Raw genomic sequence first — 13,261 nt, 5'->3', positions numbered from 1 at the left:
TCGACCGGCCTGAACAAGGCGCGCGCCTCAACCCGGGCGTGCGCCACTGCTCCGAGAACAATCGTGTCCCATCCGTCAGAACGCTTCACCCCCGCCTTCGGCCTCGGCAACCCGCACTTGCAAACCTTGTGGGGACCGCTGTGGCGCAAAACCACCCATATCCAACGTGAGCGTGAACGCTTGTGGCTTGAGGATGGCGATTTCCTCGACCTCGACTGGCACGGCCCGCACAGCGTCGATGCGCCTTTGGTGCTGGTGCTGCACGGATTGACTGGTTCATCGAATTCGCCTTACGTGGCCGGGATGCAAAAAGCCTTGGGTGACCGGGGCTGGGCCAGCGTCGCGCTGAACTGGCGCGGCTGCTCCGGCGAACCCAATCTATTGCCGCGCAGCTACCATTCCGGCGCCAGCGAAGACCTGGCCGAAACCATCAAACACCTGCGGGCCAAACGGCCGCTCGCGCCGCTGTATGCGGTGGGTTACTCCCTGGGCGGTAATGTCCTGCTCAAGCATCTGGGCGAGACGGGCAATGAAAGTGGCGTGCTCGGCGCGGTGGCGGTGTCGGTGCCGTTTCGACTGGACCAGTGCGCCGATCGCATCGGTCAGGGATTTTCAAAGGTCTATCAGGCGCATTTCATGCGCGAGATGCTGGCCTACATCAAGAACAAGCAGCGCCAATTCCAGCATGATGGGCGCGAGGAAGGCCTCGCGGCACTGGCGGCTCTCGGCTCGTTGGAGAATTTGCGCACGTTCTGGGATTTCGATGGCCGGGTAACCGCGCCGTTGAATGGCTTCGCCGATGCCGAGGACTACTATCGCCGCGCGTCGAGCCGTTACTTTCTTGGGGAAATTCGCACGCCGACCCTGATCATTCAATCGGCCGACGATCCCTTCGTCTTTCCCTACAGCCTGCCGCAAGCCGATGAATTGTCCACATGTACGCAACTCGAATTGCAGGCCAGAGGCGGGCATGTCGGATTTGTCGACGGTACGGTCAGGCAACCTGGTTACTACCTGGAACGGCGCATTCCCCAATGGCTGGCCACTGTGGGGCCAGGCTTCGTGGAGCTCGGCTAGCCCATGGATGTCGATCAGGGCGAATCGATCCACTTCTGGCAAACGGCGCCGTTGACAGGGGTTGAATTGCTGTCGGCACGCTACATCGAGCACCGCTTCGCGCCCCATGTGCATGACGGCTACGTGATCGGCATGATCATGGCCGGTGCCCAGCGATACCGCTATCGCGGCGCCGAGCATCTGGCGGGCAGTGGCACGTTGGTGATCAATCCTGACGAACTGCACACTGGCCACAAGGGCACGGAGGACGGTTGGCTGTATCGGGCGTTTTATCCGGACAGCGGGCAGATTCTGTCGCTGTTGGCCGAACTAGAACTGTCGACCCACCACCTGCCGGCGTTCGGGGCCACGTTGTACCGCGACCCGGACCTAGTGAACGGTTTCTGCCAATTGCATCGTTTACTGGAAAGCCCGGCCACGGCCCTGCAACAGCAGACGACCTGGCGGGAACTGATGCTGTCGTTATTGCAGCGTCATGCAGCGGTTGCAGAGGCCGGCAAACCAGGCAAGGAACATCGGGCGGTGACGCTGGCCAAGGAGCTGCTGCACGCGAAATTGGCGGCGCCGCCTTCGCTGGAAGAATTGGCCACAGCGGTGAATCTGTCACCGTTTCACTTCGCCCGGGTGTTCCGCCGCGCCACCGGCATGCCGCCGCACACCTGGCTGATGCAACAGCGCATCGCACGCGCGCGGGCGTTATTGAAGGGAGGGTGTTTGCCGCTGGAGGTTGCGACGCAGTTGGGGTTTGCGGACCAGAGTCATCTGAGTCGGCAGTTCAAGCAGGTGTATGGCGTGGGGCCGGGGGCGTATCGAAACGCCCGGCAATCACTAACAACACACCTCTAATGTGGGAGCGGGCTTGCTCGCGAAAGCGGTGGTCAGTCAATTTTGATGTCAACTGACCCACCGCTTTCGCGAGCAAGCCCGCTCCCACATTTAAATTGCGTTTACTCGCCGGTGGCGATCCCGCGCGCAGGATCATTGATCCACTCACTCCACGACCCGGCATACAACGCCCCCAACGGATAACCCGCCAGGCACAACGCAAACAGGTTATGGCAAGCCGTCACGCCGGAACCGCAATACGCCACCAGATCATTCGGGATCGATCACTCAGTTTCGCAGCAAACCGCTGTTTGAGCTGATCAGCCGGCAGAAAACGCCCATCGCTGCCCAAGTTGTCGGTAAACGCCGCGCATTGCGCGCCAGGAATGTGCCCGGCAATCGGGTCAATCGGCTCAACTTCGCCCTTGAAACGCGGCAAGGCGCGGGCATCAAGCAAGGTCAGTGCAGGTTGGCCGAGACGTTTCTGCAACTGCTCGGCACTGAGTAACAACGAAGCGTCAGCGGTTCCGGTAAAAGCGCCGCGGGTGATCGAAGGCGAATCAAGGCTCAGAGGCAACCCCGCCGCATGCCAGGCCTTGAGCCCGCCATCAAGGATGAACACGCCATCACGCTTACCCAGCCAGGTCAGCAACCACCAGGCCCGCGCGGCGTAGGCACCTGGGCCGTCGTCGTACAAAACCACTTCACTGTCGTTGTTGATGCCCCAGGCTTGCAGGCGCTCGATCAGGTTGGCCGGCTCGGGCAACGGATGACGCCCGGTCACACCCTTGACAACTTTCCCGCTGAGATCACGCTCAAGATCGGCAAAACCCGACCCGGCGATGTGGCCTTCTGCATAGCTGCGCTGGCCGTAATCCGGGTCTTCGAGGGCAAAACGACAATCCAGAATCACCAGCCCCGGCTGTTCCTTTTTCAGGTCCAACGCTTGCGGGCTGATCAGTTGCGCAATGGGCATAACGGGCTCCTGTGATTTACCGGGTGTCGATCCTACTTCACTTTCTAGTTCACAGCTTTTCTTCAAGCGCCTGGGCCAGCGGCACGTAAAACTCTTCGAACAATGCCTTGACCGCCTCTCGCGCCTGATCCGTGACGAACCCGGCCTCCAGTACCAGCACCTGATAGACCCCGCGCTTGATTGCCTGCTCGCTGAGGTGGCTGGAATTTTCCCGCGTGGTGCACAGAAAACGCACCCAGGAGGTGAGGATGATCCAGGCATTGAGGGTCAGGGATTCAATCTGCACCCGGTCCATCTTCAGGATGCCAGCGTCGACGAAGCCTTCGTAGATGTGCGTGCCCTGGATCAGGCAACGCTGGGAAAAGCGCCGATAGCGCCCGGCCAGATCCGGATCGCTGTCAAGCAGATGCTCAAGGTCGCGATGCAAAAACCGGTAGCGCCACATCGCCGCCAGCAATTCCTTGAGGTAGAAGCGCTTGTCTTCCACTGTTGCCGCCCGCCCCTGAGGCGGGCGCAGGAAGCTGTCCACCAGGCTTTCGTACTCACTGAACAGCACGGCGATAATCGCCTGCTTGTTAGGGAAGTGGTAGTACAGGTTGCCCGGAGAAATTTCCATGTGGGCAGCGATGTGGTTGGTACTGATGCTGCGCTCGCCCTGCTGATTGAACAGTTCGAGGCTGTTCTGCACGATACGCTCGCTGGTTTTTATTCTTGGGGCCATGGCTTGAGCTTAAATTCAGAGTGCGTTGACGGGCATCTTACGACCTATCCGGATTCAGATAAAACAAAGCTGCGCCAGGATGTCATTTGACTGTATAGAGCATAGACTCTAAAAAGTGCCTAAATACAATAAAATCCGGAGCTGACCATGACTGCTGATATCTCCTACCTGCAAGATCTGCAGCAACCTCTGGCAGAACTCCAAACCCTGTTTGACGCGCAACGCGCCGCCTACGCCGCCAACCCGATGCCACCCGCCGCCCAGCGCCAGCAATGGCTCAAGGCATTGCGCGACCTGCTCAACAGCGAACGTCAGGCCCTGATCGACGCTATCAGCCAGGACTTCAGCCACCGCAGCGCCGATGAAACGCTGCTCGCCGAGCTGATGCCCAGCCTGCACGGCATTCATTACGCCAGCCAGCACCTCAAAGGCTGGATGCGTCCGTCACGGCGCAAGGTCGGCGTGGCCTTCCAGCCGGCCTCGGCCAAAGTGGTTTACCAGCCGCTGGGCGTGGTAGGGGTGATCGTGCCGTGGAACTACCCGCTGTACCTGGCCATCGGGCCTCTGGTCGGCGCGTTGTCGGCAGGCAATCGGGTGATGCTCAAGCTGAGCGAATCGACCCCTGTCACCGGTTTGCTGCTCAAGGAGCTGCTTGGGCGCATCTTTCCCGAAGACCTGGTTTGCGTAGTGCTGGGCGAGGCCGATATCGGCGTGGCCTTTTCAAAGCTGCGTTTCGATCATTTGTTGTTCACCGGCGCCACCAGCATCGGCAAGCACGTGATGCGCGCGGCGGCGGAAAACCTGACACCGGTCACCCTGGAACTGGGTGGCAAGTCACCGGCCATTGTGTCCAATGACGTGCCGCTCAAGGATGCCGCCGAACGCATCGCTTTCGGCAAGACCCTCAACGCGGGGCAAACCTGCGTGGCTCCGGATTACGTCCTGGTGCCGGAAGACCGTGTCGGTTCGTTCGTCGAGGCCTACCGTCAGGCGGTTCGCGGCTTTTATCCGACGCTGGCTGACAACCCGGACTACACCGCGATCATCAATGACCGACAACTGGCGCGACTCAACGGCTACCTCAGCGACGCCACCAGCAAAGGCGCGCTGTTGATTCCACTGTTCGAACAAGGCCAGGGACGCCGCATGGGGCATAGCCTGTTGCTCAATGTCAGCGACGACATGACGGTGATGCAGGACGAAATCTTCGGCCCGCTGCTACCAATCGTGCCCTACAAGGGTCTTGATCAGGCATTTGCCTACATCAACCAGCGCCCTCGTCCATTGGCGCTGTATTACTTCGGCTACGACAAGCGCGAGCAGAACCGTGTACTGCACGAAACCCATTCCGGTGGTGTGTGCCTGAACGACACGCTGCTGCACGTGGCCCAGGACGACATGCCCTTCGGCGGTATCGGCGCCTCGGGCATGGGCCATTACCACGGCCATGAAGGCTTCCTGACCTTCAGCAAGGCCAAGGGTGTGCTGATCAAACAGCGCTTCAACGCGGCGAAACTGATCTATCCGCCGTACGGCAAATCCATTCAGAAGCTGATCCAGAAGCTGTTCATCCGCTAACGATCATCACCCTGGGTAAGAACAATAATGAGCCCAAGCCTGTCCGATACTCCCGCGCTGTCACGGCGCGGCCTGCTCAAATTCAGCCTGGGCGCCAGCGCCTTTCTCGCCACTGCCGGGTTAGGCGCCAGTCTCAGCGGCTGTTCGTCGAACATTTCCGCCAGCGGTTTCGCGGCGCTGCGCAGCGCCGATCTGCTGTTTCTGCGGGCGCTGATCCCGGTGATGCTCGACGGTGCCGTGGCCGCCGAACGCTTGCCTGGTTCTGTCGAGGGCACCCTGAAAGGTCTGGATGAGAGTCTGAATCACCTGTCGCCGGAAATGCTCAAGTTGACCCGGCAATTGTTCGATGTCCTGGGCATGGCGGTGACCCGTGGGCCATTGACCGGCATTTGGGGCAGTTGGGAAAACGCCAGCGTCGATGAGATCCGGCATTTTCTGAAGCGCTGGGAAAACAGTTCGCTGAGCCTGCTGCGCATGGGTCACAGCTCATTGCTGCAACTGGTGATGATGGCCTGGTACGGACGCAGGGAATCGTGGGCGCATTGCGGGTATCCCGGGCCGCCAACCGTTTAAGAATTGCGGCGCCCCATTCGCGAGCAAGCCCGCTCCCACATTGACCGCGTAACCCTGTGGGAGCGGGCTTGCTCGCGAAGGCGTCAGCTGCCTCACCACCGAACCTAAAACAATAAGAGAACCTGAAGATGCCCGTACCCGACCCGTTCCGCGAAGGCATGGCCCGTGGCTGGAAAACCCACGACGGCTCGCAACTGACCCAGAACCTGACCCTCGAAGCGGATGTAGCGATCATCGGCAGCGGTGCCGGTGGCGGGACCACGGCCGAAATCCTCAGCGCAGCCGGCTACAAGGTACTGCTGATCGAAGAAGGCCCGCTCAAGACCAGCAGCGATTTCAAGTTGCTCGAAGACCAGGCCTACACCAGCCTTTATCAGGAAGGCATCGGCCGCATGAGCAAGGATGGCGCGATCACCATTCTCCAGGGAAGGGCTGTGGGTGGTACCACGCTGATCAACTGGACCTCCAGTTTCCGCACCCCGGAGCCTACCCTGGAGCACTGGGCCAAGGAGCACAACGTCAAGGGTCACTCCCCGGCCGACATGGCGCCCTGGTTCGAAAAAATGGAACAGCGCCTGGGCGTCGCGCCGTGGATGGTTCCGCCCAACGCCAACAACGACGTGATCCGCAAGGGCTGCGAAAAGCTCGGCTACAGCTGGCATGTCATCCCGCGCAATGTGCGCGGTTGCTGGAACCTCGGCTACTGCGGCATGGGCTGCCCGACCAACGCCAAGCAATCGATGATGGTCACGACCATTCCGGCCACACTGGAAAAAGGTGGCGAACTGCTCTACCTGGCCCGCGCCGAAAAACTCATCATCAGCGGCGACAAGGTCACCGGACTGCAATGCGTGGCAATGGACGAACGCTGCGTTGAACCCACCGGCCGCAGCATTACGGTCAAGGCACGGCATTACGTGCTGGCCGGCGGCGGGATCAACAGCCCCGCGCTGCTGTTGCGTTCCGACGCACCGGATCCGCACAAACGGCTGGGCAAACGGACGTTTCTGCATGTGGTGAACATGTCCGCAGGGCTGTTCGACGAGGTGATCAACCCTTTCTACGGTGCGCCGCAGTCAATTTACTCCGACCATTTCCAATGGCTGGACGGCACCACCGGCAAAATGGCCTACAAACTGGAGGTTCCACCGCTGCACCCGGCGCTGGCGGCAACACTGCTCGGTGGCTTCGGTGAGGAAAGTGCGCAACATATGTCCAACCTGCCGCACACCCACGCCATGCTCGCGCTGCTGCGCGACGGTTTTCATCCGGACAGCCCCGGCGGGAGCGTTGAGCTGCGCGGTGACGGCACGCCGGTACTCGATTACCAGGTTTCACTCTATGTCTGGGACGGTTTGCGCCGGGCATTCCACAGCATGGCCGAGATCCAGTTCGCCGGTGGCGCCAAGGCCGTGATGCCGATGCACGCCGATGCGCGTTATGTGAAAACCCTGGGCGAAGCGCGCACGCTGATCGACAGCCTGAGCCTGGAGTTGTACCGCACGCGGCTGGGCAGCGCCCATGTGATGGGCGGTTGTGCCATGGGCGAAGACCCGAAAAACGCCGTGGCCGACAGCCTCGGCCGGCATCATCAGCTGGGCAATCTGTCGATTCATGACGGCTCGCTTTTCCCCACCAGCATTGGCGCAAACCCGCAGTTGTCGGTCTACGGGCTGACGGCGCAACTGGCGACTTCTCTCGCCGGACGTTTAAAAAACCCATGAAAACGGCGAACATTCCCATCGTCAATAGTGCTTTCTTACCCAACAGGCGACTTTCCCGACCGGTAAGGCTGCGATACCATCCGACTCCCCAACGCACTCCCGCCAGGACGCCGCGATGAACCGAGTGTTGTACCCAGGTACCTTCGACCCTATTACCAAGGGCCATGGCGATCTGGTCGAACGCGCCTCGCGCCTGTTCGATCACGTGATCATTGCCGTCGCCGCCAGCCCGAAGAAAAACCCGTTGTTTCCTCTGGAACAGCGTGTGGAGCTGGCCCGCGAGGTCACTAAACATTTGCCGAACGTTGAAGTCGTCGGTTTCTCGACACTGCTGGCGCATTTTGCCAAAGAGACGAACTCCAACGTGTTCCTGCGTGGTTTGCGCGCGGTGTCGGACTTCGAGTACGAATTCCAGCTGGCCAACATGAACCGGCAACTGGCCCCGGATGTGGAAAGTCTGTTTCTTACCCCATCCGAGCGTTATTCGTTCATTTCCTCGACGCTGGTCCGTGAAATTGCAGCCCTGGGCGGCGATATCGCCAAGTTCGTACACCCTGTGGTGGCGGATGCCTTGACCGAACGCTTCAAGAAGTAATCCCCGCAACTGTGTAGGAGCGAGCTCGCTCGCGATGGACGTCAACGAAGACGCGGGCTGCCTGCATGAACGCGGTACCCTCTCGTCCATCGCAAGCAAGCTGGCTCCTACAGCGCCAATGCGGCACAATTACGCGCATTGATTTATTACGCCTGGGCCTGCCGCCCAGGCTGGAGTTAGCATGTCCCTGATCATCACCGACGATTGCATCAACTGCGACGTCTGCGAACCCGAGTGCCCGAACGCCGCCATTTCCCAAGGCGAAGAGATCTACGTGATCGACCCGAACCTGTGCACGCAGTGCGTCGGCCACTACGACGAACCGCAGTGCCAACAGGTCTGCCCGGTAGATTGCATTCCACTGGACGAAGCCCATCCGGAGACTGAAGAGCAGTTGATGGAGAAGTACCGGAAGATTACCGGTAAGGCTTGATTCATTTGGCGTCTGGGCGGACGCCTTCGCGGGCAAGCCCGCTCCCACAGGGAGAGCGGTGACTGTGGGAGCGGGCTTGCCCGCGATGAGGCCTTCAAACAAAGCGAACATGTAATTACCTTCACTCCCGCGGCTAAAACCCCTCCCCGATACACCCTGGACACCACACGAACGCATAGACCGTCGGGGTTTCAGCTCTGGCAGCGCGGGCAAAAGACGCTGGCGCGCTGCCCGAGTTTCACTTCCCGCAACTCCGTGCCGCAGACCTTGCAAGGTTCAGCACCGCGGCCATACACGAACAGTTCCTGCTGAAAGTAGCCCGGCTGACCGTCACCACCGATGAAGTCCCGCAGCGTGGTGCCGCCACGCTCGATGGCGGCAGCCAGGATGCGTTTGATCTCGATCGCCAGTTTCAGATATCGCGCCCGGGAAATGCTCTTGGCCTCGCGACGCGGGTCGATACCCGCGGCGAACAACGCTTCGGTTGCATAGATGTTGCCGACGCCAACCACCACCGCGTTGTCCATGATGAACGGCTTGACCGCCATCGAACGCCCGCGGGACAGCTGGAACAAACGGTCGCCGTCAAACAGGTCGGTCAGAGGCTCCGGCCCCAGGCGAATCAATAATTCGTGGTTGAGCGGGTCGAGGCTCCAGAGCATCGCACCAAACCGGCGCGGGTCGGTATAGCGCAGGGCCAGGCCCGACTCCAGTTCGATGTCCACGTGCTCGTGCTTGGCCGCCGGCAGGCCGACTTCCACCAGACGCAAATTTCCCGACATGCCCAAGTGGCTGATCAAGGTGCCGACTTCGGCATTGATCAGCAGGTATTTGGCGCGCCGTTCCACCAGCACGATGCGCTGGCCGGACAAACGTACATCGAGGTCTTCGGGGATCGGCCAGCGCAGCCGACGATCACGCACGATCACCCGGCTGACGCGCTGGCCTTCCAGGTGCGGGGCAATGCCGCGGCGGGTGGTTTCGACTTCCGGGAGTTCAGGCATGGCGGTTCTCGAATCGGTCCGGCATTCAGCGATGGGTGCCGAGGTCTCGGATTGTCTGCTTCAGGGTTTCGAAATCGTAATCCGAGAGACCGACATAATCGAGCACCAGAGGCCCGATGCTGTCCCATTCATGGTCTTCGGTCTGGTTACCCAACACCCTATAAGACGCACAAATGTGCTCGGCCATCTTCAGTATCCCCAGCAGGTTCTTCAGCGAGCTGTTGCACGAGGACTCATCGCTGAAGATCGCCAGGGCATTGTGATGATTGGCGATCGCGGCCGTGACGTGGTCCGGCAGGCGCCAGGACTTGGCCGTGTAATACCCGACCACTGCATGATTGGTGTTGAACGCCTGATTCTCGGTGTCCACCACCCGGCAATCGGGACCGGCGTTGGCATAGGCCTGTTCCAGCACCGTCATGTAGTTGGGAAAACGCTGGAGCATCAGCGGCACACCACAGTCGTGGAACAGGCCCAGGGCGTACGCTTCGTCGCCAGCCTGAGCACCGATGCGCTTGGCCAGCGTCAGGCAGGTCATTGCCACGTCCTGAGCGGTATCCCAGAAGCGGTTCAACGTGACGATGGTTTCGTCGTTCATCTCGCCCTTGATCGACTGCGCGTTGATCAGGTTGATGATCGACCGGCTGCCAAGCAGATTCACCGCGCGCTGGATCGAGGCGATCTTGTTGGTCAAACCGTAATACGGCGAGTTGACGATTTTCAACAAGGATCCGGAAAGACCCGGATCCTGGGAAATCAGCTTCGCGATCACATCCAGATCCGGATCGGGCATGTATTGCTCCATCTGCAGATCCACCATGATCTGCGGTTGGGACGGCACACTGATGCCTTGCAGGGATTGCTGGATCTGTTCGGGAGTCAACTCTTGGGACATAAGTACACACTCTGGGCAAGGCGGGATTCTAGCTTCTAAAAGTTGGATCCGACATGCCAGCGAGCATTTGACAGGAACTTTCATTCAAGCCCCGGCTTCGGACTCTGTAATGCCCACGGGCGAATCAATCACGAGTCAGGAGTTTATCCATGTCCATTTCCTTGAATGGCAAGCGCATTGCGATGCTGGTGACCGATGGTTTCGAGCAAGTCGAACTGACCGGCCCGAAAGAAGCGCTGGAGCAGGCAGGCGCTCAGGTCGACATACTTTCTGCGAAGGAAGGTCAGGTCACTGGCTGGAACCACGATAAACCGGCGGATGACTTCAAGGTAGACCGCACGTTCCGGTCGGCCAGCGTCGAGGAATACGATGCCGTAGTCCTGCCCGGCGGTGTTCAGAACTCCGACACCATCCGCATTGATCAGGATGCCCAGCATCTGGTCAGGATGGGCACCTCTGCCGGCAAACCGATCGCCGTGATCTGCCATGGCGGCTGGTTGCTGGCTTCGGCTGGGCTGGTCAACGGCAAGACAATGACCAGCTACAAAACACTCAGAGATGATCTGGTGAATGCCGGTGCCAACTGGGTCGACAAGGAAGTTGTCACGGACGGGAAACTGATCAGCAGCCGTCAGCCGGATGACATCCCGGCTTTCAATCGTGAGTTGATCGAGATGTTATCGGCGTAGCGTTCGAAACTGCCTTCGCGGGCAAGCCCCGCTCTTACGGGGATGGTGTGTCCCGTAGGAGCAGGGCTTGCCCGCGAAGGCGTCTGTTGCGTTTCATCGCCCACCCGGCCCGCCACTAGCCTCAACACGCTATACTCCCGCTCTTTTTTCCGGAGCGACGTCATGTCCCTGCCTAGCCTGCGCCTCAAAGCCAACGCCGACCGCCGTCTGCGCAACGGTCATTTGTGGGTCTATAGCAACGAAATCGATGTAGCGGCGACCCCTTTGCACGGTTTCAAGGCCGGCGATCAGGCGATTCTCGAAGCCGCCGGCGGCAAGCCGTTGGGCATCGTCGCCATGAGCCCGAACAACCTGATCTGCGCCCGCCTGCTGTCGCGCGACATCAAGCTGCCGCTGGACAAGTCGCTGCTGGTGCATCGCCTGAACGTGGCCCTGTCACTGCGCGATCGCCTGTTCGACAAGCCGTTCTATCGTCTGGTTTACGGCGATTCCGACCTGCTGCCGGGCCTGGTGGTCGACCGTTTCGGCGACATTCTGGTGGTCCAGATCGCTTCGGCGACCATGGAAGCCCACAAGGACGACGTGATCGCGGCGCTGACCCAAGTGCTCAAGCCAAGCGGCATTCTGTTCAAGAACGACTCCGCTGCCCGTGACGCCGAAGGCCTCAACCGCTACGTCGAAACCGTGTTCGGCCTGGTGCCGGAGTGGGTGGCGCTGGAAGAGAACGGCGTGAAATTCGAAGCGCCGGTCATTCAGGGCCAGAAAACCGGCTGGTTCTACGACCACCGCATGAACCGCGCACGCCTGGCGCCATATGCCAAAGGCAAACGCGTACTGGACCTGTACAGCTACATCGGCGGCTGGGGCGTGCAAGCGGCTGCGTTTGGCGCCAGCGAAGTGTTCTGCGTCGATGCATCGGCCTTCGCCCTCGACGGCGTCGAGCGCAACGCCGCACTGAACGGTTTTGCCGAGAAAATGACCTGCATCGAAGGCGACGTCTTCGAAGCCCTCAAAGAGCTGAAAGCCAGCGAAGAACGTTTCGACGTGATCGTGGCCGACCCGCCGGCGTTCATCAAACGCAAGAAAGACATGAAAAACGGTGAAGGCGCCTACCGTCGCCTGAACGAGCAAGCCATGCGCCTGCTCAGCAAGGACGGCATCCTGGTCAGCGCCTCGTGCTCGATGCACCTGCCGGAAGACGACCTGCAGAACATCCTGCTGACCAGCGCCCGTCACCTGGATCGTAATATCCAGATGCTTGAGCGTGGTGGTCAGGGTCCGGATCATCCGGTGCATCCGGCGATTGCTGAAACCCGCTACATCAAGAGCATTACTTGCCGGTTGCTGCCTAACAGCTAACAACACCCCTGTAGGAGCGAGCTCGCTCGCGATGGTCGTCAACGAAACCGCGGGAAGTCTGACACCCCGCGTTGTCTGATCGTTCATCGCGAGCGAGCTCGCTCCTACAGGGTGCAAGACACATCCTGATCTACTGTCATAGCGACAACCTCCCGCCCCACGCCTACCGTTTCTCTTCCAATCACAGAAGAGGACAACGGAATGTCCAACACGCCGCAAGCCCACCGTTTACGCGTAGGCCGTCGATCGGAACCCGGTCGCGTCTATCTCCTGACCGCAGTCACCTATGAACGACAACCGATCTTTCAGGATTGGCGCATTGGTCGCTTGGTAGTGAACGAGTTCAAAAGAGCTCAGGAAGCCGGCAATGCAACATCTATAGCTTGGGTAGTCATGCCGGATCATTTTCACTGGTTGGCTGAGTTGCATAACGGTGATTTGCCGAAATTGATGCAAGCCACCAAATCCCGCTGTGCTCGAGCCATCAATCAGGCACGAGGCCTGTGTACATCTGTATGGCAAAAGGGTTACTTCGACCGCGCCCTGCGTCGCGAGGAAGATCTGAAAGCAGCAGCCCGATACATCATCGCCAACCCGCTGCGGGCAGGGCTTGTCACTCAAGTAGGCGACTATCCCTTATGGGACGCCATCTGGCTTTGAAACACTCCTCCCTGTAGGAGCGAGCTCGCTCGCGATGGCCGTCAACGATAACGCTGGAACCCTGACACCCCGCGGCGTTCTCGGGTTCATCGCGAGCGAGCTCGCTCCTACAAAAAATTCAGAAATATCTCACGCCCTCTTTGCATTGACTT

At 59.9% G+C, this 13,261-nt stretch carries 13 protein-coding genes and 1 pseudogene; 10 read left to right on the top strand and 4 right to left on the bottom strand.

The window, feature by feature from the left end; all coding sequences use genetic code 11:
• Positions 1–63: 63 nt before the first annotated feature.
• Both CES87_RS02295 and CES87_RS02290 read left to right on the top strand, forming a co-directional pair.
• Entirely contained in the window at positions 64–1,077 is a 1,014-nt protein-coding gene (locus CES87_RS02295; RefSeq protein ID WP_128604783.1) for a hydrolase, read from the top strand.
• Positions 1,078–1,080: 3 nt separating this feature from the next.
• Positions 1,081–1,923: an AraC family transcriptional regulator gene (locus CES87_RS02290; RefSeq protein ID WP_128604782.1), complete on the top strand. Its 843-nt coding sequence runs from the start codon at positions 1,081–1,083 to the stop codon at positions 1,921–1,923.
• Positions 1,924–2,024: 101 nt separating this feature from the next.
• On the opposite strand, the pseudogene CES87_RS02285 reads toward CES87_RS02290, so the two are convergent.
• Both CES87_RS02285 and CES87_RS02280 read right to left on the bottom strand, forming a co-directional pair.
• A pseudogene (locus tag CES87_RS02285) lies at positions 2,025–2,878 on the bottom strand (sulfurtransferase).
• Positions 2,879–2,927: 49 nt separating this feature from the next.
• Positions 2,928–3,599 (bottom strand): TetR/AcrR family transcriptional regulator, encoded by a 672-nt coding sequence (locus CES87_RS02280; RefSeq protein WP_128604781.1) that lies wholly within the window; start codon positions 3,597–3,599, stop codon positions 2,928–2,930.
• A 147-nt stretch (positions 3,600–3,746) separates the two neighbouring features.
• Between CES87_RS02280 and CES87_RS02275 the strand changes: the two genes are divergently transcribed.
• The 5 genes from CES87_RS02275 (at position 3,747) to CES87_RS02255 (ending at position 8,502) form a co-directional block, all read left to right on the top strand.
• Complete coding sequence (locus CES87_RS02275) at positions 3,747–5,177, top strand: coniferyl aldehyde dehydrogenase (protein ID WP_128604780.1); 1,431 nt, start codon at positions 3,747–3,749, stop codon at positions 5,175–5,177.
• 27 nt (positions 5,178–5,204) lie between these two features.
• Positions 5,205–5,750: a twin-arginine translocation pathway signal protein gene (locus CES87_RS02270; RefSeq protein WP_128604779.1), complete on the top strand. Its 546-nt coding sequence runs from the start codon at positions 5,205–5,207 to the stop codon at positions 5,748–5,750.
• 128 nt (positions 5,751–5,878) lie between these two features.
• Entirely contained in the window at positions 5,879–7,474 is a 1,596-nt protein-coding gene (locus tag CES87_RS02265) for a GMC family oxidoreductase (protein ID WP_128604778.1), read from the top strand.
• A gap of 115 nt (positions 7,475–7,589) precedes the next feature.
• Complete coding sequence (gene coaD / locus CES87_RS02260; protein WP_128604777.1) at positions 7,590–8,069, top strand: pantetheine-phosphate adenylyltransferase; 480 nt, start codon at positions 7,590–7,592, stop codon at positions 8,067–8,069.
• Positions 8,070–8,250: 181 nt separating this feature from the next.
• Complete coding sequence (locus CES87_RS02255) at positions 8,251–8,502, top strand: YfhL family 4Fe-4S dicluster ferredoxin (RefSeq protein ID WP_003195146.1); 252 nt, start codon at positions 8,251–8,253, stop codon at positions 8,500–8,502.
• A gap of 191 nt (positions 8,503–8,693) precedes the next feature.
• Here the strand turns inward: CES87_RS02255 and mutM are convergent, their stop codons facing one another.
• Together mutM and CES87_RS02245 are read right to left on the bottom strand one after the other, a co-directional pair.
• A complete protein-coding gene (mutM, locus tag CES87_RS02250; protein WP_128604776.1) occupies positions 8,694–9,506 on the bottom strand; it encodes a bifunctional DNA-formamidopyrimidine glycosylase/DNA-(apurinic or apyrimidinic site) lyase in 813 nt (270 codons plus the stop codon).
• Positions 9,507–9,531: 25 nt separating this feature from the next.
• Positions 9,532–10,347: an HDOD domain-containing protein gene (locus tag CES87_RS02245; protein WP_178081365.1), complete on the bottom strand. Its 816-nt coding sequence runs from the start codon at positions 10,345–10,347 to the stop codon at positions 9,532–9,534.
• A 203-nt stretch (positions 10,348–10,550) separates the two neighbouring features.
• Between CES87_RS02245 and CES87_RS02240 the strand changes: the two genes are divergently transcribed.
• The 3 genes from CES87_RS02240 to CES87_RS02230 all read left to right on the top strand — a co-directional run bounded on the left by CES87_RS02240 (position 10,551) and on the right by CES87_RS02230 (position 13,109).
• A complete protein-coding gene (locus tag CES87_RS02240) occupies positions 10,551–11,090 on the top strand; it encodes a type 1 glutamine amidotransferase domain-containing protein (protein WP_128604774.1) in 540 nt (179 codons plus the stop codon).
• A 162-nt stretch (positions 11,091–11,252) separates the two neighbouring features.
• Entirely contained in the window at positions 11,253–12,449 is a 1,197-nt protein-coding gene (locus CES87_RS02235; RefSeq protein ID WP_017341306.1) for a class I SAM-dependent rRNA methyltransferase, read from the top strand.
• Positions 12,450–12,650: 201 nt separating this feature from the next.
• The gene (locus CES87_RS02230; RefSeq protein ID WP_128604773.1) at positions 12,651–13,109 is read left to right on the top strand and encodes a transposase; all 459 of its coding nucleotides are present in this window, start codon (positions 12,651–12,653) and stop codon (positions 13,107–13,109) included.
• Positions 13,110–13,261 lie beyond the last annotated feature (152 nt).

This window comes from Pseudomonas sp. ERMR1:02, assembly GCF_002277815.1.
Taxonomy (GTDB): domain Bacteria; phylum Pseudomonadota; class Gammaproteobacteria; order Pseudomonadales; family Pseudomonadaceae; genus Aquipseudomonas.
The sequence above is the reverse complement of the archived record's forward strand: the minus strand, read 5'-3'. Positions and strand labels throughout refer to the sequence as shown.

Bases quoted from the DNA above. Each gene is read 5' to 3' on its own strand.
- CES87_RS02290 (WP_128604782.1), top strand. From the start codon at position 1,081: ATGGATGTCGATCAGGGCGAATCGATCCACTTCTGGCAAACGGCGCCG.
- coaD (WP_128604777.1), top strand. From the start codon at position 7,590: ATGAACCGAGTGTTGTACCCAGGTACCTTCGACCCTATTACCAAGGGC.
- CES87_RS02235 (WP_017341306.1), top strand. From the start codon at position 11,253: ATGTCCCTGCCTAGCCTGCGCCTCAAAGCCAACGCCGACCGCCGTCTG.
- CES87_RS02230 (WP_128604773.1), top strand. From the start codon at position 12,651: ATGTCCAACACGCCGCAAGCCCACCGTTTACGCGTAGGCCGTCGATCG.
- CES87_RS02240 (WP_128604774.1), top strand. From the start codon at position 10,551: ATGTCCATTTCCTTGAATGGCAAGCGCATTGCGATGCTGGTGACCGAT.
- CES87_RS02270 (WP_128604779.1), top strand. From the start codon at position 5,205: ATGAGCCCAAGCCTGTCCGATACTCCCGCGCTGTCACGGCGCGGCCTG.
- CES87_RS02255 (WP_003195146.1), top strand. From the start codon at position 8,251: ATGTCCCTGATCATCACCGACGATTGCATCAACTGCGACGTCTGCGAA.
- mutM (WP_128604776.1), bottom strand. From the start codon at position 9,506: ATGCCTGAACTCCCGGAAGTCGAAACCACCCGCCGCGGCATTGCCCCG.
- CES87_RS02275 (WP_128604780.1), top strand. From the start codon at position 3,747: ATGACTGCTGATATCTCCTACCTGCAAGATCTGCAGCAACCTCTGGCA.
- CES87_RS02280 (WP_128604781.1), bottom strand. From the start codon at position 3,599: ATGGCCCCAAGAATAAAAACCAGCGAGCGTATCGTGCAGAACAGCCTC.
- CES87_RS02265 (WP_128604778.1), top strand. From the start codon at position 5,879: ATGCCCGTACCCGACCCGTTCCGCGAAGGCATGGCCCGTGGCTGGAAA.